Raw genomic sequence first — 22000 nt, forward strand, 5'->3', positions numbered from 1 at the left:
ATTCGATCATACAGGATACCCGACGGCGGCGGCTGGTCAAAGAGGACCTGGTCTACGGACCGCTGTCATCTCGACGGCTCGGCCGCTCGCTCGGCGTCAATCTGCTGGGGACGGGGGCCAAGTACTGCTCTTTTAACTGCCGGTACTGTCAGTGCGGCTGGACCGTTCGGCGGGTCCGGGAGGAGACCGTCGCGCCTTCGGATCTTCCTACCGGCGATCAGGTGATCGACGCCCTGGAGACGCGACTGCAGCAGGTGCGTCGCGAGCGGATCCCCGTCGACGTCATCACCTTCTCCGGAAACGGCGAACCGACACTCCATCCGGAGTTGCGGGCGATCGTTGAGGCCGTTTCGAATCTGCGGGATCTCTACGTGCCGACCGCCCGATTGGCCATCCTATCAAACAGCTCGACGGTACACCGTCCGGAGATCCGCATCGCCCTGCGGAGGATCGACCTCAAACTGATGAAGCTGGATGCCGGCGACGAGGCCCTGGTGCGCCGACTGAATCTGCCGGCGCCAGGGTGGAACTTCGCCATGATGGTCCGGGGATTGACGGAGCTTGACGGCGTGATCCTGCAGACGATGTTCGTCTGGGGGAGGGTCGCCAACACGGCGCCCGCCGCAATCCGGCAGTGGTCGGACCGGGTCGCCGAGATTCGGCCGCGCCGCGTCCATATCTACACACTGGACCGCGTCCCGGCCGACCGTACCCTGATACCGGTCGCCCGGACGGTACTCGAATCGATTGCCGAGTATGCACGAAAGCGCGCCCATGTTCCCATCGAGGTCTACTGAGGTCGTCAGTCGCCGCCGGGTATGGCGATGGCTGGCGCTGCTTCCTCTCCTCGCCGTGCTCGGGTTGGCCGATTCCAGCTATCTGCTCTGGCGGCACCGCGCGGAGACATCGGGCTTCTGTCCGACGGGGGGATGCGACCTCGTCAATCAGGGGGAATACTCCGAATTCGGCGGCATCCCCGTCGCCGCCTTCGGAATCGGCGCCTATCTGCTGCTGCTCAGCCTCTCGATCGCGGCGATGACGCGTCCCGGGCGACGGGCGCTGGCAATGCTCGCGGCCGTTGCGGGAACCGGCGCCATCATTTCGGCGTGGCTGATCTATCTGCAGGTCGCCGTCATCGAATCGATCTGCGGGTGGTGCGTCCTGTCGGCCCTGACGATGACGTCGCTTTTCGTGCTGAGCCTGAGCGCACTGGTCGTGACCCGGCCGTCACAGCCGTCGGACGCTGCCGTCGCGGAGCCGTTGACACCGGGTCCGACAGGGGCGTTACGACGTGCCTTTCGACTGCCGCTGATGGCATTGGGCATGGTCGCACTGGTGGCGGCGCTGTTGGGCGGCCTCTACCGTTTGGGTTGGGAATGGTCGGGTATCCCGACGACCCTCCCCGCGGTGCATGGACCGCTGATGGTGTCCGGGTTTCTGGGGACGCTCATCGGCCTGGAGCGGGCCGTGGCGTTGGGAAGATGGTGGCCTGCGCTGGGGCCGCTGACCACCGGGGCGGGCGCCGTCATTCTGATGATCGGTGGGCCGGGCGTGGCGGGCCCGGCCTTGATGACGCTCGGCAGCCTGATGCTGGTGATCACGTTCGTCTATCTGATTCGCGAACAACCGGCCCTGTTTACCGTCACCATGGGACTCGGGGCGCTGGTATGGCTGGGAGGCAACACCCTGTGGCTCAGCGGGTGGTCAATCGGCAGCGTGATAGGCTGGTGGGCCGCCTTCCTGATCCTGACGATTGCCGGGGAGCGGTTGGAGTTGAGCCGCTTTTTGCCGCTTGCCCGCCGACATCGGCTCTCGTTTCTGGCCGCCACGACACTGTTTGCGGCCGGGCTGATTCCGGTCGAGACGGCGTTCGATGTCGGGACGCGCCTGAGCGGAGTCGGTCTGACAGCGATGAGCGTCTGGCTACTCCGGCATGATATGGCACGACACGCGGTTCGGAAGACGGGACTGCACCGTTTTGTCGCGCTCAGCCTGCTGTCGGGATATGTGTGGCTGGCGGCGGCCGGGCTGCTGACATTAGGCCTTGGCGGCATGGCGGCCGGGCTGCATCACGATGCGACCCTGCACGCGATGCACCAGCACAACGGGCCGGACGGCTATGATGCGACCCTGCACGCGATCTTTGTCGGCTTTGTCTTCTCGATGATTATGGGACACGCGCCGATCATCTTTCCATCGATTCTGGGAATCGCGTTACCGTTTCGGCCGGTATTCTATAGCCATCTCATCCTCCTGCACCTCTCGCTCGCCCTGCGCGTGGCAGGGGACATCACCGCATGGTGGCCGGGTAGGCTGTGGGGCGGATCGCTCAATGTTGCCGCCATCCTGCTCTTCCTGGTGAATATGGCCGCATCCGCCCTGTCGGGGAAACGCTCTGCCCGATTGGAGAATGCCGGAGGTCGGTCGGGTTAAGATCAGAAAAGGGATATCCCATGAATCGACACCGATCTGAACAATTACGGATCGATCGCGATCCCAAAGACATATCGAGCCTCGCGTTGGTACAGGATACGGAAGTGATCGCCCAAGGACTGTCGTCTCGAGATGCCGTTCGTATGGCCCGACTGCCAATGCACTTTTTCATTTCGGCGGTGGCCCTGTTCGGACTGGGGGTCTCGGTCATACCGTTGGTAGTCGGCGATCTGGTCGAGTTTTTCTATCAACCGCGGATCTTGGCTACAACGCACACCTTTACACTCGGATGGATCACCTCCGCGATTATGGGGGTCATGTACCGCCTTGTCCCGGCCATGACGAAACGGCCCATACCCTTTCCCAGATTGGCGCGCTGGCAGTTCGGGCTCTATATCTTCAGTGCGACCGGTCTCATAGCGCACATGCTCATTGGGGAATGGACGCCTACCTGGATGGCCGCGGCAGTGATCGTTCTGAGCGTTGTGCTCTTCGCGATGAACATGTGGTATTGTCTTGCCCCGGGCTGGAACCGGCGTGCAGCCGAAACCGGGATGTGTATCTCGATCCTGTTTCTGCTGCTGGCCGCGACGCTGGGCCTCCTCCTTGCACTGGACAAATCGGGCGGATTCCTATCGGGTAACGTCCTGACGAACCTGGCCAGTCACGCCCATCTCGCTGCGCTCGGATGGGTCAGTCTGACCATCTGCGCCGTCTCGTATCGAATGGCGCCCGCGTTTCTATTGTCGGAGCTGACGCTGCCGCGTGTGGCGATCTGGCAAATATACGGCCTCACCGCCGGCGTGGCCGGTCTGGCGATGGCGCTTCTGGGCTGGATTCCGGGAGCCTCCATCTGGAGTACCGTGATCCTGTTGGCGCTGCTGGTCTATGTCGGGGTACTATCGACGCTGATCCGCAAACGGCGCACACCGATTGACTGGACCATGCGGCACGCGCTGGCCGGGATCATCTGTCTGCTGCTCGCGGTCGCACTTGGATTCTCCCTATTGTGGATCGATCCGGACAGCGCCCTCGGTAATCGCGTTGCCGGGGCATACGGGGTACTGGGGCTGCTGGGGTGGGTGACTAATCTGATTATCGGTATGTCATTTAAACTCTTTCCTGGATTCGTCGTCGGCGTGCGTGATCGGAGAGGTTGGCCACGGCTGGTCATCGCCGAACTGGCCCTCCAGCGCTGTCGGCCGCTCGTATTCGGCTTGCTCAATGCCGGCGTCCTCACCCTGGCGGGCGGGCTGATCATGGCGCAGGGACCGATCGCGCAGTTCGGCGGGCTGATACTGGCGGTGGGTGGCCTGATCTATGTCGCGGTGATGGGACATACCCTCAGCTACGCCTATCGCGCCGCCACGCCGCCGACGGCCAACGGCTCGCCCGGTCTTTCATCCGGTGATTCCAGGGACCAACACGGGACGACACCGGAATAAACCGGACACCTGTAGAAAAAGGATTTGACAACCTTTCGCGCGCTCTCTATCATATCATCGATCCGCCAATACAGGGATAGCAGGGGAGTGGGAACGGTAAGGGCGACTATGAATGAACGGGCCTGACTCACGAAGAGGGAAGGGACACTATGACAAAGGCTGACATAGCTTCGATCGTGGCTGAGAGAGGCCTCGCCAAGAAACAGGCGATGGAAGCAGTGGAAGCAACCCTCGACATTGTGAAAAACGCGCTGAAGAAAGGGGAGAAGATTCAGCTCGTCGGCTTTGGTTCTTTCCAGGTCAGGGCCAAGCGGGCAAGAAAGGGGCGCAACCCCCAGACCGGTGACCCGATTACGATTACGGCTCGTAAGGTCCTGAAGTTCAAGCCCGGTAAAGCCTTGCATCAGGTCGTGAACGAACCGGGCGGGTAGCGTGTAACTGAGCGGAAGAGGGACGAGCGTGCCGAGCGCACGGACGCGGTTGGCGAGAACGAAACCTCGATCGTTACAACGGCTTCTCCCGGGTCTTGATGGCGGCCCTGAAATCCCCGACAAACTGTACTTCAAGATTGGAGAGGTTGCTGAGCTGACCGAGGTTGTGCCCTATGTCCTCCGCTACTGGGAGACCCAGTTTCCAACGCTGCGGCCGACCAAAAGCCCGAGCGGTCAGCGTCTGTATAGGCGGAACGACGTAGTGGCCGTACTGCGCATCAAAGAGTTGCTGTACCGGAAGCGGTTCACGATTGCAGGCGCCAAACGGCAATTGGCGGCAGAACAGGAATCGTTCCCGCCGACGGTGTTGGACGCGGTTCGATCGGTGAAGGCGGAACTGGCCCAACTCTCGTCGTTATTACGCAGACATTCCCCCTGACGTAAGAGACCCGGCATCCTCGGGGCGTGGCGCAGCCTGGTAGCGCACTGGCATGGGGGGCCAGGGGTCGTTGGTTCAAATCCAATCGCCCCGACCAGCATACTCTCGGACCTATGAAGAGATCAAAGAGCAGAGCATGCCTCTGCTCTTTTTTCGGTTCTGAATGAACATTCTGATTTCGAACGATGACGGGATTCACGCGCAAGGGCTTCGGGTCATGGCCGAGGCGCTATCCGAGCTCGGCAAGGTGTGGGTTGTCGCGCCGGACCGCGAACGCAGCGCCTCCGGTCACTCCCTCACCCTGAACAGACCGCTGCGGGTAACGAAGGTCGCGCCGACTTGGTTTACGGTTGACGGGACACCGACCGATTGCGTTGCGCTGGCACTCATGGGCATGATCAACCGACAGTTCGATCTGGTGGCGTCCGGTATCAATATCGGAGGGAACATGGGAGATGACGTAACCTACTCGGGCACCGTGTCTGCCGCGTTCGAAGCCACCTTGCTCGGGTTCCCGGCATTCGCGCTATCGGTCGTCGCCAGCCGACGGGTCAACTTTACTGCGGCAGCGCGGGCCGCCGTGATGGTAGCGAAGCTGATCGTCAAAAATGGCCTGCCGTCCGATACGATGCTCAACGTCAACGTTCCGAACTGTCGGCCTTCCGCGATCAAGGGGGTAACCATTACACAGCAGGGGAGGCGACGCTATGATGATATTATCGTCCGGAAGGTCGATCCGCGCGGGCGGGCCTATTACTGGATCGGCGGAAAACAGCCGACATGGGAGCCGCTGGAGGACAGCGATTATGCCGCGGTCACAGCCGGGTCGATTTCTATTACGCCGCTTCACCTGGACCTCACCAGTACAAGGGCGGTGAAGACATTGCGGAGATGGGAATTCCCTTGGGAGAATTGCTCCGCAACCGCAGGGCGGGGTCGCGTAACCGCATGAGACCGATATGAGGCAGCCGTCGACAGGCTCGAATCAGAGGTCAGCGGTCTCATAATGGATTACGCCCTTGCCCGGCAGCGAATGGTGGCCGAGCAGCTGGTACGACGCGGGATCAGACAGCCCGGGGTCCTGCAGGCCATGGCGAAGGTCCACAGACACCTGTTTGTAGAAGAGGCGTTCTGGGGACGCGCCTACGGCGATTATTCACTGCCGATCGGCGAGAAGCAAACCATCTCGCAGCCGTTCATGGTGGCGCTGATGATTGAGCTGCTTGAACTGGATGAGCATCAGCGGGTATTGGAGATCGGGACCGGATCCGGATATCAGACCGCGATCCTGGCGGAGTCAGGCGCGAAGGTCTACTCGGTCGAACGGAACAAGGGCCTCGCGGTACGAGCCAGACGGCGGTTGGAGTCGCTCGGCTACTACCACGCGTGGATTCGGATCGGGGACGGCTCTATCGGGTGGAAGGAAAAGGCGCCATTTGACGCGATCATCGTAAGCGCCGGCGCCCCCAGGATTCCGATCTCTCTCACCGAACAGCTCGGTGACAATGGGCGCCTGGTGCTGCCCGTCGGTCAGTCAAGCCATCAGGTGCTGAAGAAAGGAACGAGGAGAGGGGCGGCCATCCACTGGACGGATCTCGGGGAGTGTCGATTCGTCAAGTTGATCGGCGAGCAGGGATGGAAGGGATGATGTCGGGGCGTAGCGCAGCCTGGTAGCGCACTTGCTTCGGGAGCAAGGGGTCGTTGGTTCAAATCCAATCGCCCCGACCACCCATTCTTCCCGAAAGGAAACTTCCCCGCCGGAGCGGAGGTTTGCGGACCTAACTTCCCGTGAATACAGAGATTTGACACCTCAATTATACGCGGCGTTATAGAGCGCAACAATAGCCGTCATTCCCGCGAAAGCGGGAATCCAGAAAAACCCTGGATTCCGGGTCAAGCCCGGAATGACAAACTGCCTGACATTTTGTGGCGTCATGTATAGGAACAGCGCGGATGCTGGCTGAATCGCTCAAACAGAAGATTCGAGATATCCCGGACTTCCCCAAAAAGGGGATCGTCTTCAAAGACATTACGCCGCTGCTGGCTGACGGCAAGGCGTTTCGCGCGGCGATCGACCAGATTGCGGAACGGTTCCACGACCGCCATATCGATCTGGTGGTTGGGGTAGAGGCGAGGGGCTTTATTGTTGCGGCGGCCTTGGCGTATCGATTGCACGCCGGTACGACGTTGATCCGAAAGCCCGGGAAGCTCCCCTATAAAACCCACCGTACAACCTATGCGTTGGAGTACGGCGCCGATACCCTTGAGATTCATCAGGATGCGATACTGCCGACCCAGCGGATCTTAATGGCCGACGACCTGCTGGCTACGGGGGGGACGATGAGCGCTGCTATCGATTTGATCACGCGTCTCGGCGGCCACGTCGTCGGCGTGGCCTTCCTGGTAGAGCTGCTGGCCCTACGAGGGAGAGAACGTTTCGGGGATCGAGAGGTCTTCTCATTGATCCAGTTCTGATCGTCCCGGTTCCGCTGATGCAGCCATCCATTACCGGGCGCCCGTAGCTCAGATGGATAGAGCAAGGGTTTCCTAAACCCTGTGTCGCAGGTTCAAGTCCTGTCGGGCGCACCAGCGCCCCGGGTTTCACAAAACCTCAGGGGAGTAGAAACAGCATATGACGCGACCCAATAGCGGCCATTCCGATCTTCAATTTGGTCCACGGCGATCCCTGCCGAGTGGCGCGATCCCACTTCCCGATTTCATCGCCGACAACTGGAAGTGGGCGGTCGGCGCGGTCATCGGCGTCGTGGTGTTTGCCGTGGTCATCGGCGTGTATATGGCTGTCGGCGGCAGGACGGAAACAAGATCTGCGACGCTTCTACAGAAGGCCGTGAGCCAGATGGAGGCCGGGTATAGCAGCGGCTCCGACCCGAACAAATTGGAGGAGGGTATCCGGCTCATGCAGGAGGTGATCAATCGGTATCCCAAGAGCGCTGCCGCTGCCGAGGCCACTCTTCGACTTGGAACCCATTATTACACCCTCGGCAAGTACGCCGACGCCCGGACCGCGTATACGGCCTACCTGGAGAAGAATCCGAAGGGTCGGGTCGCCTTTTCAGCCGGTCTCGGACTGGGTGATGCCTATCTCGCCGAGCACAATTATGAAAAGGCGATCGAGACGTATACGAGACTCGTCGAACAGTTCGCCCAAGATCCGTTGGCCCCAGAGGCACAGCTTCATCTGGCCGCTGCCTTACGAGGCGCCAATCGGGCGACAGAGGGCTCCGCGATATATGAAAAGATCGTCGCCACCTATCCGAATACGGGGTGGGCCCAGCGAGCCCAATCGGAATTATACAGGTCCGGCCTCAGCGCGAGATAGATCCTCCCTCGTCCCTTCGCCTTTCTCAGTACAATACCCTCGGCACCCGTCGCGTGCCACACAAGCCTCTCACGTGCGACTTCCACAGTAGTTGATCCCATCCAGGAAATGGCGAGTAGTCTAGATAATCCGATAGGTTACAGTCCATAACCTCCAGTCATTCATTAGCTTGCTTGGCCGCTGGAGCCAGGCCAGTGTTCGGACTACGCCATTTTCAACCTCGATGTCATTGCCGGTGTCGCGTTGTGACTGGCTGTTACGCAGGATGATAACGTCGTATAAGAGAGAAATCGTCAACTAGAGTACGAAAGGAAAAGCGCCTCGTCCCGTTGTTAGCAGCAACGGAACCCCGGCGCCCAGGGCGAAGACGTGAGAGAGTCACGACTTCAGCAAGATTATCGTACTTCACATAGCGAGCGCGGTCAAGCTGTTTCTTTACGGCTACGGGTGAGGTCTTGCTCGTGGCCGTTGTCGTTTGATCGAGCACAGAAGGGATACGGTGCCCTGGCCGTATCCCTTTTTGTTTTGGTGTCCCCGGATCGGGGGACAGAAAAGGCGATGGTGCCGGATCCGCACCTGGTAAAGAAGGGTGTGGTGGGTAATGAATCGCAGTTGTCTTGGTGCTGACTGGAAGGGAGCGGTGAAATGATACGGCCGACGTTGATAGATGGAGTAGTAATTCGGCGTGCGCGGAAGGCGCATCATTGCAACGGTGATTATGACCGCTGTGGTAAGAGGCGCGTGCGGTGCGCAGGTGGTGAGATCCGCCGCGGTGAACTTTATGTTGAGTGGTTGGGAGAGTCGGGGGTGTATCAATCAGGTGCGCGGTATCACTTAGGGTGCGCCGTTAATCAAGGACTGGTGATGGTCGTTCAGTAGGGGTAGTAAGGGTAAGGGGTCGGCTGAGATCGTGCGACCTGGAGGATCCTAGGCGGTTGCCGTAAGGCGTGAATGCAGAGGATGACAGAAATAGATAGGTCAGATCGAGAGCGCGGGATAGCAAGCGGCGAGGCTCCGTCAGTCGATAGGGGCAACACTGGGGGCAAGTTCCTTCTGTCCCCAGTGTTAGCGATAGCGTCCCCTGGAGAACTGATGGAGAGGGCCGAGGCTTCCCGTCGATCTGACCGGGCGAGTGGGGGCGACCCTCGGAAGTTGCGAGCGCAACGGCAAGGGCGTAGAAACGCGGATCAAAGAATCGGTCAAATGAGGTTGTCGCTATGAGCTCTGTTCCTGGGCTTGTCCCTTATTCAACAAGTGTCCCCATTGTTAGTTTATTGGTCGAGAAGATGCGATACCAGAGGGTCAAGCAAGCCGTCGTAACGTCGGCGCGTCTCTTCGTGGAGAACGTCAAGATGCATCGGGTCTGCATGGTGACACTGACGTATCGACCGGGGGCCGTGTGGAGCCCGAAGGACATTACCGGTTTCATCCGGGCGGCGAGAAAGTACGTTCAGCGGCGCGGGTCTGCGGTCATGCGATACGTGTGGGTGGCTGAGGTGCAGGAACAGCGGGCGGCGGCGAATCTGTCTGACATTGTTCTCCATTACCACGTTCTGCTGTGGCTCCCGAAGGGGCTGACCTTGCCGAAGCCGGATAAACAGGGCTGGTGGTCGCGTGGGTCAACGCGGATCGAGTGGGCGCGGCGTCCGATTCGCTACGTCTTGAAATACGTCTCGAAGATCGGGGCTTTTGATCGGGTGCCGAAAGGCGCTCGTGTCGTGGGCGTCGGTGGCCTGAACGATCTGGAACGGGCGGAAAGGGCCTGGTGGCGGTGTCCCCGGTGGTTGCGTGATGAAACGGTGATCGAGGATCGACCGAACCGGGCGCGAGGTGGAGGGTGGGTGAAACGGAAGACCGGGGAGTGGTTAGACTCGCGGTATACGTTCGCGGGGCTGGCCTGTGGCGGGCTGGTGGTGATGCTGATCGAAAAGGGGGTGGCGTTGTGAGAACGCAGGGGCCGGTTGGGTGTATCAGGGTGCGGGGCAATGGACAGCCGTTGACGGAGGTGTACGTCGTCGGGGTGTACTGGCCGGAAAAGTGGCGGCGGTTGCTGCGTGGTCTGAGTGCAGCGGAGTTGAGCGTTGTGTCGGTCGTCGCGCAAGAAATGCGGGATGATCTCAAGGGCACAGAAAGGGGGTTAGTCGGATGACGGCAAAGGTCGAAGGGCAAGTGGTCGCGGTGGTCGATGACAAGACCAAAGAGGGTAAGGCGTATCGGGTCATTACAGTGCTACAGGTGCATGAAAAAGGGGCGGACTTGGTGCGTCTGCGTTCGTGGAACGGGCTGAAGGCTGACATCGGAAAACCGATCTCGGTGGTAGTGAGGATCGAGGCATACCAGGGCAAGCGCGGTGTGGGCCTGTCGGTTGATGCGTTCGAGGGGGTATCAAGGTAAGGGGTCGGCGAAGATCGTCGCACCTGGGGCAACGTAGAGCGTCGAGGTAGAGCATGGAAGACTTCTTGACAGCATTTTGGGCGATCCTGGGGCTGTGGGGCATCGGAATGAGTGTGTCAGCGGTGCGCGCGTTGTTCTCCAGTCATCAGGATTTCTAAGGGGAGCCAGACATGGCCGGAAAGGGGGTGAGACGAAATGTTGAAGAACGTAAAGATGTTGATGGGGTTGGTCGCGGCGGCTGGTGCAGTCCTGGTCGGGTCCCCGGCGTATGCCGAGGCGACATGGACGGTCGATGTGGCTGGTTTGACGACCGATGTGACAACCATCGGTTTGGCGCTGCTCGGGGTTGCCGTGATCATCTACGGTTTCCGGGTTGTGCGGCGTATGGTAGGCCATTAAGCAAGGGGTGGAGGCGAGCGCTCCTGATCCTGGGGGTGCTCGCCTTCTGCTTTCTCTCTTGGGTCGATGTTATATGGGCTGCTGTCCCGACGTTGGAGAAAGTGACACCGGAAACCGTAGTAGCAGGGTCGGAAGGTGTATTCCTGGCGATACAGGGAACAGGGATTGATGCAAACACGGTCGTCACATGGGGGGTCACGTCATTGTCAACGACGGTGTACGGGTCGTCGGCAGCGGTGGCGGTCGTACCTGACGGCTTGGTCGCGTCGGTTGGGATTGGGGCGGTCAGTCTCGAAAACCCGGACGGGAGTAGTAACACAATCGGTGTTCCCGTTGTGGAGTCGCTGGCGAAGGAGCTCGAGCCGGTCTTGTACGTGATCGCGGGCCTATTGGGGGCGTCGGCTTTTATTTGGGGGATGGGTCAACGATGGTCATAAAACGCGTGATAGCGGTTCTGGTGATGGGGGCGGTGCTGGTGGTGCCGTCTGTGGCATCGGCGAACGCTGCTGCGGGGGCCGTCACAGATCGGTCGGTGTTTACGCTGTCGGCTGCGGGTGCTGCAAAACTGTCTGCTGCAGAAAAGAACGTAGCGCAAGCGGTGAAGATCCTCGGGAAGTTGGGAAAGCTCGTCGGGCCGGTGGCTACAGCGTTGGTGCTGTATGATATATCCACCGATGTCTGGGACTGGTGGAATCAGGAATACGATGCTGGGTCAGCCGGTGAGTACGTTGGCGCGGATAATGGTAGTTGGGGCGTGACGACGACGGGAGACGGGGTGTTGTCGACGACGGCGAGGATCGCATCCAGTGGGGCGTACGTGGGTCAGTGGGCTTGCGGTTCGCCTCCGTCGTACGCGTACGGGAATACAATTACGGTGGTCGGGGAGTCGATCACGCGGTCGGGGAGTGAGGCGTACTGTAACGGTGTGCCGTTCATGGTTACGGTGACGTGGTACTACATGCAAAATAGTACCCTTCCGACGGGGCCGACGCAAGCAGCGCCGGGTGGAACGGATCGGGCGGGGGTGATTAGTGCAATTGATGACGTACTGTCGAGCGTGAACGCACAGCGGTCGAAGCAGGACGGGGCGATAAATGCGGCTACCCTTGGGGGGCAAAGTGGGTATGATGGCATGAGTCAGTCAACGCTATCGAATCTCCTTCATGCGGCGCGTGACTATATCTCGAACGGTGTGTCGATGGCATCAGGGGTGGATTATACGGCGGGATCAGGCTATAGCGCCGGTAATCCGGCGTTACCGGGAAACAGTAGACCGGAGAGCGTTGCTGAACCGGCTCCGAGTGTGGATCTATCGCCGGTTACCTCGGCGGTATCGGCGCTGTCGTCGTCGGTTCAGGGCTGGATCAGTGCGGCAGAGGCGGCGATAACGTCGGCTATCTCTGCGTCTCAAGCAGCGGTAGCGTCGGCGGTTAGCGCGTCTGAGGCGGCTATAGCGTCAGCGGTTAGCGCGTCTCAGGCGGCGGTCGAAACGGCTGTTGCGGGCGTTGCGTCTCAGGTGGCTGCGATTCCTGTGGCAATCTCTGCGGTGGCGTCTCAGGTGGCCGCGATCCCTGACCTGATAACAGGGTCAAAGGATGCGGTCATAGCGGAGGTTGACTCGAAGGCGCAGGCGCTGAGTGATCAGATTGCGGCGACAAGTGGCGGCGGAAGCGGGGCGGATGTCGTAGCGGAGCTTCAAGCGCAGGATCAAGCGGCGCAAGATGCGGCGGTCGCTGCTGCTGCGCCGTCGTTCGCGTGCCCGACGTGTGCCCGGACAACGGAATGGTCAACGCTGATGCAATCCTGGCAAGCGGCGGCGGCGGGTGCGCCTATCTTCGCGTTGATCGGTAACTTGGCTTGGCCGGGATCTGGTACAGTGCAGCGGTCGTGGTCGGTGGGGTCTTGGATGGGTAATAATTTGTCGGTTGATCTCGGTGCGAGCGGGATCGATACGGTGATTACGGTCGTGCGGTTCGTGGTGATCGGGGGCGCGGTGATTGTGGCCTATATGATCATCTTCGGGTAGGGGGGTAGTATGGCAGCGATAGTAAATATTGTCGCGGCGTGGATCGGGTGGTTAGGTGGCATCATTCAGTGCTATTGGGGGCTGCTTACGTGCGTGTTGTTCAACTTGGTCTTCGATCTGATGGCGGCAATCATCGGCGCGGCGATTGGGTTAATCTCGTTGGTGCCGATTCCGTCTGAGGTCGCTAATTGGCAGTGGCCGGATGCGGGGCCGATAGCGGGGGTACTCGGTGAGGTGGGCTTTGCCCAGGCGACGGCAATTGTTGCGGGGGCAATGTCGGTCAAGTTCCTTCTTCGTCTGATACCGTTCGTGAGGCTGTAGAAAGGGGGTGGTGGGAGTGTTTAGTGACGGGTTGCTAGGAAGTATCGCGTCGGCCAAGGGCGATTTGTCTGGCGTGGTGCAAACGTTGATAGGGTTGTGGGTGGTGGTGATGGGGCTGAATTTCGTGAAGGATATGGTGGATGATCATAGTAAGCGTAAACGGGGTGATTATGGGTCGAGAGATCATTATCGGTACCGTACCCGGAGGATGGAGTAAGTGGCGCTCTATCTGTACTACGGGAAGATCGGGGACGGCAAGAGTCATGAAGTGGTGTCGTCGGAGATATTGCCGGCTGTGCGTGACGGGCGGAAAGTGTACGTCTATATGGACGGTCTGAACCCGCGTCGGTGTGGACAGTTCGCGGGTCGGAACGCGAATATTGTCATGTGGGACAACGTGGATGAGGTCCGGGCGGCCGTACAGCTTGAAGTCGATGATCGAGAGGGTGTCGGTCTGAAGATTGATCGAGGATCGCTGATCGTTGTTGATGAGGCTCAGCTTGTGTGGGATGCCCGAGAGTGGCAAAGGACCGGCAAGCAGTCGCTGGCCTTCATGGAGTATCATCGACACTTCGGTCTTGACGTGGTGCTGATTACTCAGGCTCCTGGCCGGTTGGATAAGGGCCTGGTGCGGCTTGCTAACGAGTGTTTGCACGTGAAGAACCTCCGGTTTCTCTCTACGGCGCTCGGTGGTCGCTACGTCGTCAACGTGCGGCAGACACCTCAAGATCGGGAGCCGGTTGCTACCATGCGTCGGAAGTTCGACAGTAACGTGTTCGCCTGTTATCGGTCATCGACAGCGGTCCGAGGGGCAAAGGTGCATGGTCGGGGGATCAGGGGGGCCATGCTCTGGGGTCCTGCTGCTGCGGCGCTGGCATTGATCTTGTATGTGCGATCAGGTGGGATCGGTATTTTTCAAGGTCGGGTTGCTGATGTGCAGGTGACTACCGGGGGCGTCCATGAGGCGAAACATTTTGAGATACCTAACGCTGGTGCGGAGCGGGCGAAGTGGGACCCTCCTACCCCTGGTATCACTGGCGACGGTCGAGGATCAGCCGAGCCGGGCGAGGCCGCTACAGCGGCGAGACCGGCCCAGGCTGATGACGCGGTAGGTCAGTCGAGTGACGAAAAACGTATTGTGGGCGTGGTTGAAGTCGATGGTGCGGTCCAGGTCTGGCGCGACGGAGATCACTGGATGCGGTGACTACGAACGTCGGTTGTTGGGAATGTGCAATGGCAACAAAGAGCAGGTGTGGCGGTTGATGATGTACGAGCGGCGTCGGCGTCCTGGCATAGGTCGTGAGGAAGCGGCGCAACGGGCGGTTGAGCGAGGTATCAGGGATTACGGGCGGTGATGCGGAGGGACGGTCATTTGACGACGGATGAGGAAGACGCGCTTGCGGTGGTATTCGATAAGATGTCGAACGCAATGCTAATGGACGTTGTGCGTTTGATTGAAAATCTTATCAGGATGCGAAGAAAAGACTTGACAGAGCGGAAACGCTATTGTAGTCTGCCGTCGTAACGTCGTATAAGAGAGATTATGTCAACTATAATATTTAACTTGAACAATGGCACGAGGTCGATGGAGATGGGTAATCTGAGAGTTCCTGGCATGCGGATGGGCGGTTCACGAAGCGGCGGGAAATCGTACGTTACATCCTATACTTGCCGAAATCCTCCGGCTTGAGATTCTCAAGCCATTCTTTCCACTTGTCCGTCTCCTCCTTCTCCTCTGAAACCTCGATGTTCTTCGCCTGTGCAACAACGTTCTCGGAGACGAAGATGGGTGCATTCGTACGAAGCGCCAACGCAATGGCATCGCTGGGTCTGGAATCGATCTGCACGACACTTCCATTGTGATTGAGGTCGATGGTCGCGTAAAACGTATTCTCCTTCAGGTCATTGACCGTAATCTGCTGCACCGTAATCCCGAGGCCGTCCAAAATGTTCTTCAGGAGATCGTGGGTCATCGGTCTCGGCGTCGACACCTTTTCCAGCTCTAAAGCAATGGCGTTTGCCTCGAAGATCCCGACCCAAATCGGCAGCGCTCGACGCTCGTCCGGATCCTTCAAGATCACAATCGGCATATTCGTAATCGGATCCAACGCAATGCCGCGTACTGTCATCTTGATGAGCATCATCTCTCCTTATGGGCCGCTGTGGAAAATAAGGGGGCCAGCTTTCGATAGGTCGCCGTTAACCCTTCAGGGATGACCTTGGTGCCGGCCGTGACCGGCATAAAATTCGTGTCGCCGCTCCAACGAGGGACGACATGCACATGCAGATGCTGGTCGACACCGGCGCCTGCCGCCCTACCTTGATTGATGCCGACATTGAACCCATCGGTGTTCATCGCCTCCCGCATAATCGCGGTACTCCGCGCAACCTCTTTAATGAGCTCCACTTGCTCATCCGCCGACAGATCATCCAACGCAGCCAGATGTCGATATGGCACGATCATGATGTGTCCGGGATTATATGGGTAGAGGTTCATCTGGATGAATATGGAGCGGCCTCGCCAAACGATTAAGGCCTTTTCATCCTCTCCATGGGCCGGGGTCTCGCAGAATAGACAGCCGGCCGACTGGTTGTTCTGCACATAGGCCATTCTCCAGGGCGCCCATAGCATTTCCATGTTGTGGATATCACCACTCGTGATGTGCCCATATGATGTCGGGGTAACCGAGCTGTCGATTGATAGCCCTAACTGACTCTAGCACCCATCGCCATACACCGGCAAGAGCTTTCTCGTATACACGCCGATGGTGGGGTACTGTTCGGACGCTGACTTATAAAATTCAGCGATACGACGCACAGCCATCATTACGGCGAAAACGAATATCCAGAAGCTGAAAAGAACTGGATTTCGGCTTGCGCCGGAATGACGATCGGATTACGGGAATATGACAAGTGTTTATACAACTGCACACTAACTGTCGATAAGCTGCCGCAGCTCCTTGCCAGGTTTAAAAAAGGGAATACGCTTCGAGGGGACGTCGACCGCCTGACCGCTCTGCGGATTCCTCCCCTGGCGCGCCCGACGTTGCCTGGTGCGGAAGCTCCCGAAGCCCCGGAGTTCGACCTTACCGTCGTCCGCCGACGCCAGGGCCTTGGCGATACTATCGAGGATGGTGTCGACGACAACTTCGGTGTCTTTCTTCGTGAGGCACACCTGGGCGGCAACCAATTCTACCAAGTCGGCCTTTGTCATATCGGCAATTCCTCCGTCTGCGAAACTCTCTCAATCGAAGTCGTTGGCCCGCCTCACCTACCGGAGTAGATAACTGACAGAGAGCGTTGAAGGCGGATAATAGCTCGGAATCTCAATATTCAATGAATTCAAACTGCCGCGTAGCAGGTCGACCAGGAGATTTCGACGCTTTCGCTCCTCGATAATTGCTGGTTTCCCACGGATTCCGGCTAACGCCCCGGCACGTTCGATGGCATCCTGAAGATTGCCGAGGTGGTCCACTAATCCGATCGACTGGGCCTCGCGTCCGCTGAAAATTCGCCCATCCGCGATAGCCTCGACCTTTTTACGATCGAGTCGCCTGCTCTTCGCGACGACATCAATAAACTGATCGTGAACGTCGTCGAGCATCCCCTGAAGGATCTGGCGTTCGGCCTCCGTCATTTCGCGGGTTGGGGATGCCAGATCCTTGTGCTGACCGCTCTTCACGACCACCGACTTGATGCCGATCTTCTGCATCAGGCCGGAAATATTAGGAATCTGAAGTAACACACCGATGCTGCCGGTAATCGTACCGGGGTTCGCCATAATCAGGTCGCTGGCACTGGCAATATAATATCCCCCAGACGCTGCGACGCTCCCCATAGAGGCAACGACCGGTTTCTTTGCGGTCTCACGGGTCTTCAGAAGCTCTTCGTAGATCTCCTGGGATGGCGCCACGCCGCCCCCTGGGCTATTGATCCTCAGAACGATGGCCTTGACCGTCGGATTCGTTCGATGCTTTTCAAGTTGCTCGATAATCTCCTTGGAATCCAGGATGACGCCTTCAACCGTGATCAGGGCGATCTTACTTCCCCCCATCCGCTCCCATCTGCCCAAGGAGAAAGCCAGACTGAATAAAAGCATCAGGCTACCGATGACTGTCAGGCTGACGACCAGCCATGTCCGCTTCATAGCCCCGCTCGCCTCTATCGCGCTTCGACCCCCTCTTCCTGACGATCCGGTGACGCCTGATCACTCGTAGCCTGATCGGCCTTTTGGCTCGATGGGTCCTGGCTGTCCAGGTAGGCGCGAAGACTCAGCCCGAGTTTCCGCTCGGCGGGATCCAGCTTGATGATCTTAAGCCAAAGCTCCTGATCGATGGCGACGACATCCTCCGGCTTTGCGACCCGCTCATGACTGAGCTCAGAGATGTGGAGCAGCCCCTCGACACCGTCCTCCAATTCGACAAAGGCGCCGAAATCGGTCAGACGTACGACCTTGGCCTTCACGTCCATCCCGACGCGATACTTGTCAAGGACGGTCGATTGCCAGGGATCGGGCTGGCTCTGCTTGAGACCGAGAGAGATGCGTCGGTTGGCCTTGTCGGTATGCAGAACCACTGCCTCCACCTTGTCCCCCCGTTTGAGAATCTCAGACGGATGGCGCACCCGCTTGGTCCAGGACATATCTGAGACATGAATCAGCCCGTCGATCCCATCGTTCAGTTCGACAAAGGCGCCAAAGTCGGTCAGGTTCCGTACGGTTCCCTCGACCCGCATCCCTACAGGGTAACTTTCCTCGATCGACAACCAAGGGTTGGGCTCGATCTGACGAAGCCCCAACGAAATCCGCTTATTCGTCTTATCGACATCCAACACCACAACCTCTATCGAATCTCCCACCGAGACGACCTTCGACGGGTGTTTGACCCGCTGTGTCCAGGACATCTCCGAGATATGAACCAGCCCCTCGATCCCCTCGGCCAACTCAACAAACGCGCCATAATCGGTCAGACTGATGACCTTGCCGCGAACACGGGAACTCACGGGAAACCGTTGATCGACATCTTCCCACGGGTCCTTCAAGCGCTGCTTATGTCCAAGCGACACTCGTTCCGCGGCCCTGTCGAATTTCAGCACAACGACCTCGATCTCGTCACCGACCGTAAAGAGCTCGGAGGGGTGACCGACACGGCCCCACGACATATCGGTGATATGCAGTAACCCATCCAGCCCGCCAAGGTCGATAAACGCGCCGTACTCGGTAATGTTCTTGACCTTGCCCCGTATGATCTTCCCCTCCTCCAACGACTGCAAGGTCCTGTCCTTGAGCGTCCGTCGCTCTTCCTCGAGCAGTTCCCGCCGAGACAACACAATATTGCCCCGGCGTTGATTCAGCTTGATGACCTTCATTGGGAAGCTCTTGCTGATCAACTTGTCGAGGTCGCGAACAGGCCGCAGGTCAACCTGCGAACCCGGCAGGAAGGCCCGGACACCGATATCGACCGTCAGTCCACCTTTGGTGCGGCCCAAAATGGTGCCCGTGACCACCTCGCCCTTCTCATACGCCCGTCGGATATCTTCCCAGATCTTGGTCTTTTCCGCCTTCTCTCTCGAGAGGACAATGAGGCCGTCGCTATCCTCTTTTTGCTCCAGGTAGACATCGACCGCATCGCCGACCTTCACCGTGATTTCTCCGGAGGGCGTCTGGAACTCCTTGATCGGTATGGCCCCTTCAGACTTATAGCCGATATCGATCAGGACCATATCGTTTCTGATCTCCAGTACGGTCCCTCTGACGATCTCCCCCTCAGTGATTTCCCTCAGGCTCTGGGCGTACAGATCGACCAGCTCCTGAGAGTGCTCCTGATCGGAAGGCTCACGATCCGGCGCCTCTGTCGATGTGTCAACAGCCTCTTCCGCCTTGTCCGTCTCAGACATCATACCCGTTAGTTCCTCCTTTTATTAAGATTCCCACATGCGTGATGTGGGTTTTTTACTGCCTCGTTTCCTTCATCGGTATGGCCGATTCCGCCGCATACATTCTGTCGTCCCGCGACCATGGCCCCCTTTCCAACGACGCCTTCAGGGCCGCAATTCTGTCCATAATAACTCTACTGAACGTGGCGACTCGATCCTCTGTATGATCTCCCGGTTCCTCGGTAAATTGACAGGGCGCACCGAATTTTATGGCGATGCGATAGGGTCTGGGAAACCATGCGCCCTTCGGGAAGACTTTACCCGTTCCCTGATGAAATGTCGGTATGACCGGTGCGCCCGTACGTGCTGCAATCAGTCCGATTCCTGGTTTGGCGGGCCGCAGCTTCACGCCATCTCCGCGCGTCCCTTCCGGAAAGATTGCGACGATCTCTCCCGCTGCCAGTGAGGAGGCCGCCAGCTTAAAGGCCTGCAGGTTGGTTCGATCCCGATTGACTGGAAAAGCGCCGAGTTGCCGAATCAGCCAACCAAATAGCGGGGAACTGAACAGCTCCTTTTTGGCCATAAAACGAACCGGGCGTCGAACCGCGATCCCGATGATAATCGGATCAATATAGCTTACATGGTTCGCCGCCACGATGCCCGGTCCCGTACGAGGGATATGCTCTTGCCCCTCGATCTGAAGCCGGAACGCGACCTTTGCGATACCGAGGCAGACAAGGCGAATCATGCTGACGACACAGCGACCGATCGCCTTTTTCAGAACCCCGTCCCGCAAAAACACAGATCTCATATTATCGGATGACCTCCCGAAAACGCAAGCAAAAATTAAGGCTCCTCACGTCTTGTCTTCATGGATCCCCATCTTCCGCTGGATCTCCGCCTCCATCGCATCAACGACCTCGGCAATCGGCAGATCGCTGGTATCGATCGTCACCGCCCCGTCGGCCTTTCGTAACGGTGAGGCGTGTCGATTCATGTCCCTGACGTCTCTTGCCTCGATATCCTTGACGAGTTCATCCATCTCTCGGACCGCACCGAGTGCCTGCGCATCAACGTATCGACGCCTCGCCCGCACCTCCAAACGCGCCGTGAGATAAAATTTCAGATCGGCGTCTGGGAACACAACCGTACCGATATCACGCCCGTCCATTACCACTCCGCCCTCTACGGCCATACGTCGCTGGTGCGCCACCATCACCTGACGAACACTCGGATGGGTCGAGATTTTCGAGGTCGCCTGTTCGACCCCACGCTCTCTGATCTGATGGCTGACGTCCTGTCCATCAACAAGAATCAGTTCTCGATCACCGGCAGCCTCAAGGACGATAGAGGTCTCATCGGCCAGTTGTCGCAAGGCGCGTTCATCATTCAGGTCGAGACCCCTCTGCAGCGCCTTCCATGACAGCGCGCGATACATCGCCCCGCTGTCGATATACCGGTACTCCAACCGCTTGGCGAGCAGGCGAGCCACCGTACTTTTGCCTGCCCCGACCGGTCCGTCGATCGCGATAATCAGCCGGCCTATTGTACTTGGCAGTGGATCGTAATTCGTTATCTGCCGCATAGACCGTTCAACCCTCCGATAGTACCGCCGCCCCGGGCAGCACGGTATTCAGGCGCGTCCAGAAATCCGGGAATGAGCTGCCGACACAGGATGGATCGGAGATCGTGGTGCTCCCCTTGGCGGCCAGGCCCGCCACGGCCAGCGCCATCGCCATCCGGTGATCTCCCCAACTGTCGCAATGGCAGCCGGACAGGACGGCGCCCCCACGGATGTTCAAACCATCAGAACGTTGCTCAACCTCCACGCCCAACCGATGCAACTCCGTGGCAATGGCAGCGATCCGATCCACCTCTTTGACCCGAAGCTCCGTCGCATCCCGTATGATCGTCGTCCCCGAGGCCAGCGCAGCCGCCACTGCAAATATGGGGATCTCATCAACCATCCGAGGAATCAGGGCCCCGGCCACCGCCGTCCCGTGCAATGCCTGGCTTCTGACACGCAGATCAGCCACCGGCTCACCGGAGACGATACGCTGTTCGCTGATCTCGATCCCCGCGCCCATCGCCTGGAGCGCCTCCAGCAGGCCGGTTCGTGTCGGATTCATCCCTACCCCCCGCAACAGAAGATCCGAACCCGGGATCACCAGCGCCGCAACCAGAAAGAAGGCGGCCGCCGAGAAATCCCCGGGAATATGAAGTCGAAAGGCGGGGATGCGCTTGATACCGTCGACGGCGAGCTGCAACCCATTGCGGCGGATCGGGATGCCGACTGCGTCGAATATCCGCTCCGTATGATCGCGAGAGAGGGCCGGCTCAGTAACGGTCGTCTCACCCTCGGCAAAGAGGCCAGCCAGCAGGATCGCGGATTTCACCTGGGCGCTGGCGATCGGGCCGATATAGTCGATCGCCTGCAGTCGTGCGCCCCTGATGGCGAGTGGCGGCAGATTCCCGCCGTCTCGACCCAGGATGGTGGCCCCCATCGACCTGAGCGGCAGCGTCACCCTGGCCATCGGCCGCGCGCGCAGATACTGATCGCCCGTCAGCACGGTAAAGAACGGCTGCGCCGCCAGCACCCCCGCCAGGAGCCTCATGGTCGTGCCGGAATTCCCGACGTCCAGCACCTCCGTCGGTTCTTTCAGGCCGTACAACCCACCCCCGTGAATCTGCAGCCGTTCCCCATCCAGCTCTTCGATTGCGATCCCCATCGCGCGAAACGCCTTGGCGGTATCACAGCAGTCGTGGCTTCGCAGCGCACCAGTAATCTCCGTAACGCCGTCGGCCAACGATCCCAGGATAACCGCCCGATGGGTAATCGACTTGTCGCCCGGAAGGGTCAGTTCACCCTTCAACGGACCGACAGGATTGACCAGCATC

At 59.0% G+C, this 22000-nt stretch carries 26 protein-coding genes and 3 tRNA genes; 21 read left to right on the top strand and 8 right to left on the bottom strand.

The window, feature by feature from the left end:
• Window positions 1-5 precede the first annotated feature (5 nt).
• From C3F12_00085 to C3F12_00185, 21 genes are all read left to right on the top strand, one after another.
• On the top strand, window positions 6-797 hold the full coding sequence (locus tag C3F12_00085; GenBank protein PWB48937.1) for a radical SAM protein: 792 nt from the start codon (window positions 6-8) through the stop codon (window positions 795-797).
• The gene (locus tag C3F12_00090; protein PWB48938.1) at window positions 757-2433 is read left to right on the top strand and encodes a hypothetical protein; all 1677 of its coding nucleotides are present in this window, start codon (window positions 757-759) and stop codon (window positions 2431-2433) included. The genes C3F12_00085 and C3F12_00090 overlap by 41 nt, the downstream gene beginning before the upstream one ends.
• A 20-nt stretch (window positions 2434-2453) precedes the next feature.
• Window positions 2454-3878 carry a hypothetical protein gene (locus C3F12_00095; protein ID PWB48939.1) on the top strand — a complete coding sequence of 475 codons (1425 nt, stop codon included), beginning with the start codon at window positions 2454-2456 and terminating at the stop codon, window positions 3876-3878.
• Between the two features lie 149 nt (window positions 3879-4027).
• A complete protein-coding gene (locus tag C3F12_00100) occupies window positions 4028-4309 on the top strand; it encodes an integration host factor subunit alpha (protein PWB48940.1) in 282 nt (93 codons plus the stop codon).
• A 28-nt stretch (window positions 4310-4337) separates the two neighbouring features.
• Window positions 4338-4748: a MerR family transcriptional regulator gene (locus C3F12_00105; protein ID PWB48941.1), complete on the top strand. Its 411-nt coding sequence runs from the start codon at window positions 4338-4340 to the stop codon at window positions 4746-4748.
• 20 nt (window positions 4749-4768) lie between these two features.
• Window positions 4769-4845, top strand: a tRNA-Pro gene (locus C3F12_00110).
• Window positions 4846-4911: 66 nt separating this feature from the next.
• Entirely contained in the window at window positions 4912-5700 is a 789-nt protein-coding gene (locus tag C3F12_00115) for a 5'/3'-nucleotidase SurE (GenBank protein ID PWB48942.1), read from the top strand.
• A gap of 54 nt (window positions 5701-5754) precedes the next feature.
• The gene (locus C3F12_00120) at window positions 5755-6396 is read left to right on the top strand and encodes a protein-L-isoaspartate O-methyltransferase (protein PWB48943.1); all 642 of its coding nucleotides are present in this window, start codon (window positions 5755-5757) and stop codon (window positions 6394-6396) included.
• Between the two features lie 3 nt (window positions 6397-6399).
• Window positions 6400-6476 (top strand) — tRNA-Pro (locus C3F12_00125).
• Window positions 6477-6701: 225 nt separating this feature from the next.
• The gene (locus tag C3F12_00130) at window positions 6702-7223 is read left to right on the top strand and encodes an adenine phosphoribosyltransferase (GenBank protein ID PWB48944.1); all 522 of its coding nucleotides are present in this window, start codon (window positions 6702-6704) and stop codon (window positions 7221-7223) included.
• Window positions 7224-7260: 37 nt separating this feature from the next.
• Window positions 7261-7337: transfer RNA gene (locus C3F12_00135), tRNA-Arg, on the top strand.
• A gap of 43 nt (window positions 7338-7380) precedes the next feature.
• The gene (locus C3F12_00140; protein ID PWB48945.1) at window positions 7381-8088 is read left to right on the top strand and encodes a hypothetical protein; all 708 of its coding nucleotides are present in this window, start codon (window positions 7381-7383) and stop codon (window positions 8086-8088) included.
• A 1217-nt stretch (window positions 8089-9305) separates the two neighbouring features.
• The gene (locus C3F12_00145) at window positions 9306-10034 is read left to right on the top strand and encodes a hypothetical protein (GenBank protein ID PWB48946.1); all 729 of its coding nucleotides are present in this window, start codon (window positions 9306-9308) and stop codon (window positions 10032-10034) included.
• A complete protein-coding gene (locus tag C3F12_00150; GenBank protein ID PWB48947.1) occupies window positions 10031-10237 on the top strand; it encodes a hypothetical protein in 207 nt (68 codons plus the stop codon). Before C3F12_00145 ends, C3F12_00150 begins: the two co-directional genes overlap by 4 nt.
• Window positions 10234-10482 (top strand): hypothetical protein, encoded by a 249-nt coding sequence (locus C3F12_00155; GenBank protein ID PWB48948.1) that lies wholly within the window; start codon window positions 10234-10236, stop codon window positions 10480-10482. Before C3F12_00150 ends, C3F12_00155 begins: the two co-directional genes overlap by 4 nt.
• A gap of 195 nt (window positions 10483-10677) precedes the next feature.
• A complete protein-coding gene (locus C3F12_00160; GenBank protein ID PWB48949.1) occupies window positions 10678-10881 on the top strand; it encodes a hypothetical protein in 204 nt (67 codons plus the stop codon).
• A 35-nt stretch (window positions 10882-10916) separates the two neighbouring features.
• The gene (locus C3F12_00165; protein PWB48950.1) at window positions 10917-11318 is read left to right on the top strand and encodes a hypothetical protein; all 402 of its coding nucleotides are present in this window, start codon (window positions 10917-10919) and stop codon (window positions 11316-11318) included.
• Complete coding sequence (locus C3F12_00170) at window positions 11309-12907, top strand: hypothetical protein (GenBank protein ID PWB48951.1); 1599 nt, start codon at window positions 11309-11311, stop codon at window positions 12905-12907. The genes C3F12_00165 and C3F12_00170 overlap by 10 nt, the downstream gene beginning before the upstream one ends.
• 9 nt (window positions 12908-12916) lie before the next feature.
• Window positions 12917-13228: a hypothetical protein gene (locus C3F12_00175; GenBank protein PWB48952.1), complete on the top strand. Its 312-nt coding sequence runs from the start codon at window positions 12917-12919 to the stop codon at window positions 13226-13228.
• A gap of 16 nt (window positions 13229-13244) precedes the next feature.
• Window positions 13245-13445, top strand: coding sequence for a hypothetical protein (locus C3F12_00180; GenBank protein PWB48953.1), 201 nt, complete (start codon window positions 13245-13247; stop codon window positions 13443-13445).
• Window positions 13446-14432: a hypothetical protein gene (locus C3F12_00185; protein ID PWB48954.1), complete on the top strand. Its 987-nt coding sequence runs from the start codon at window positions 13446-13448 to the stop codon at window positions 14430-14432. It begins immediately after the preceding gene.
• 451 nt (window positions 14433-14883) lie between these two features.
• Here C3F12_00185 and C3F12_00190 read toward each other — a convergent pair whose 3' ends face one another.
• From C3F12_00190 to aroA, 8 genes are all read right to left on the bottom strand, one after another.
• Window positions 14884-15369 (bottom strand): hypothetical protein, encoded by a 486-nt coding sequence (locus C3F12_00190; protein ID PWB48955.1) that lies wholly within the window; start codon window positions 15367-15369, stop codon window positions 14884-14886.
• Window positions 15369-15866: an HIT family hydrolase gene (locus C3F12_00195; protein PWB48956.1), complete on the bottom strand. Its 498-nt coding sequence runs from the start codon at window positions 15864-15866 to the stop codon at window positions 15369-15371. The genes C3F12_00190 and C3F12_00195 overlap by 1 nt, the downstream gene beginning before the upstream one ends.
• A 294-nt stretch (window positions 15867-16160) precedes the next feature.
• Window positions 16161-16442: an integration host factor subunit beta gene (locus tag C3F12_00200; GenBank protein ID PWB48957.1), complete on the bottom strand. Its 282-nt coding sequence runs from the start codon at window positions 16440-16442 to the stop codon at window positions 16161-16163.
• Window positions 16443-16499: 57 nt separating this feature from the next.
• Window positions 16500-17375 (bottom strand): signal peptide peptidase SppA, encoded by an 876-nt coding sequence (gene sppA, locus C3F12_00205; GenBank protein PWB48958.1) that lies wholly within the window; start codon window positions 17373-17375, stop codon window positions 16500-16502.
• A 14-nt stretch (window positions 17376-17389) separates the two neighbouring features.
• Window positions 17390-19126: a 30S ribosomal protein S1 gene (locus C3F12_00210; GenBank protein PWB48959.1), complete on the bottom strand. Its 1737-nt coding sequence runs from the start codon at window positions 19124-19126 to the stop codon at window positions 17390-17392.
• A 52-nt stretch (window positions 19127-19178) separates the two neighbouring features.
• Window positions 19179-19913 carry a 1-acyl-sn-glycerol-3-phosphate acyltransferase gene (locus C3F12_00215; protein PWB48960.1) on the bottom strand — a complete coding sequence of 245 codons (735 nt, stop codon included), beginning with the start codon at window positions 19911-19913 and terminating at the stop codon, window positions 19179-19181.
• A 45-nt stretch (window positions 19914-19958) separates the two neighbouring features.
• On the bottom strand, window positions 19959-20687 hold the full coding sequence (locus tag C3F12_00220; GenBank protein PWB48961.1) for a (d)CMP kinase: 729 nt from the start codon (window positions 20685-20687) through the stop codon (window positions 19959-19961).
• A 7-nt stretch (window positions 20688-20694) separates the two neighbouring features.
• Window positions 20695-21999: a 3-phosphoshikimate 1-carboxyvinyltransferase gene (gene aroA / locus C3F12_00225; GenBank protein ID PWB49028.1), complete on the bottom strand. Its 1305-nt coding sequence runs from the start codon at window positions 21997-21999 to the stop codon at window positions 20695-20697.
• Window position 22000: the final 1 nt, after the last annotated feature.

The organism is Candidatus Methylomirabilota bacterium, assembly GCA_003104975.1.
Classification (GTDB): Bacteria; Methylomirabilota; Methylomirabilia; order Methylomirabilales; family Methylomirabilaceae; genus Methylomirabilis.

Bases quoted from the DNA above. Each gene is read 5' to 3' on its own strand.
- C3F12_00155 (PWB48948.1), top strand. From the start codon at position 10,234: ATGACGGCAAAGGTCGAAGGGCAAGTGGTCGCGGTGGTCGATGACAAG.
- aroA (PWB49028.1), bottom strand. From the start codon at position 21,999: ATGCTGGTCAATCCTGTCGGTCCGTTGAAGGGTGAACTGACCCTTCCG.
- C3F12_00200 (PWB48957.1), bottom strand. From the start codon at position 16,442: ATGACAAAGGCCGACTTGGTAGAATTGGTTGCCGCCCAGGTGTGCCTC.
- sppA (PWB48958.1), bottom strand. From the start codon at position 17,375: ATGAAGCGGACATGGCTGGTCGTCAGCCTGACAGTCATCGGTAGCCTG.
- C3F12_00130 (PWB48944.1), top strand. From the start codon at position 6,702: ATGCTGGCTGAATCGCTCAAACAGAAGATTCGAGATATCCCGGACTTC.
- C3F12_00090 (PWB48938.1), top strand. From the start codon at position 757: ATGCACGAAAGCGCGCCCATGTTCCCATCGAGGTCTACTGAGGTCGTC.
- C3F12_00170 (PWB48951.1), top strand. From the start codon at position 11,309: ATGGTCATAAAACGCGTGATAGCGGTTCTGGTGATGGGGGCGGTGCTG.
- C3F12_00190 (PWB48955.1), bottom strand. From the start codon at position 15,369: ATGCTCATCAAGATGACAGTACGCGGCATTGCGTTGGATCCGATTACG.
- C3F12_00220 (PWB48961.1), bottom strand. From the start codon at position 20,687: ATGCGGCAGATAACGAATTACGATCCACTGCCAAGTACAATAGGCCGG.
- C3F12_00095 (PWB48939.1), top strand. From the start codon at position 2,454: ATGAATCGACACCGATCTGAACAATTACGGATCGATCGCGATCCCAAA.
- C3F12_00195 (PWB48956.1), bottom strand. From the start codon at position 15,866: ATGGAAATGCTATGGGCGCCCTGGAGAATGGCCTATGTGCAGAACAAC.
- C3F12_00160 (PWB48949.1), top strand. From the start codon at position 10,678: ATGTTGAAGAACGTAAAGATGTTGATGGGGTTGGTCGCGGCGGCTGGT.
- C3F12_00145 (PWB48946.1), top strand. From the start codon at position 9,306: ATGAGCTCTGTTCCTGGGCTTGTCCCTTATTCAACAAGTGTCCCCATT.
- C3F12_00140 (PWB48945.1), top strand. From the start codon at position 7,381: ATGACGCGACCCAATAGCGGCCATTCCGATCTTCAATTTGGTCCACGG.
- C3F12_00215 (PWB48960.1), bottom strand. From the start codon at position 19,913: ATGAGATCTGTGTTTTTGCGGGACGGGGTTCTGAAAAAGGCGATCGGT.
- C3F12_00210 (PWB48959.1), bottom strand. From the start codon at position 19,126: ATGATGTCTGAGACGGACAAGGCGGAAGAGGCTGTTGACACATCGACA.
- C3F12_00175 (PWB48952.1), top strand. From the start codon at position 12,917: ATGGCAGCGATAGTAAATATTGTCGCGGCGTGGATCGGGTGGTTAGGT.
- C3F12_00115 (PWB48942.1), top strand. From the start codon at position 4,912: ATGAACATTCTGATTTCGAACGATGACGGGATTCACGCGCAAGGGCTT.
- C3F12_00120 (PWB48943.1), top strand. From the start codon at position 5,755: ATGGATTACGCCCTTGCCCGGCAGCGAATGGTGGCCGAGCAGCTGGTA.
- C3F12_00100 (PWB48940.1), top strand. From the start codon at position 4,028: ATGACAAAGGCTGACATAGCTTCGATCGTGGCTGAGAGAGGCCTCGCC.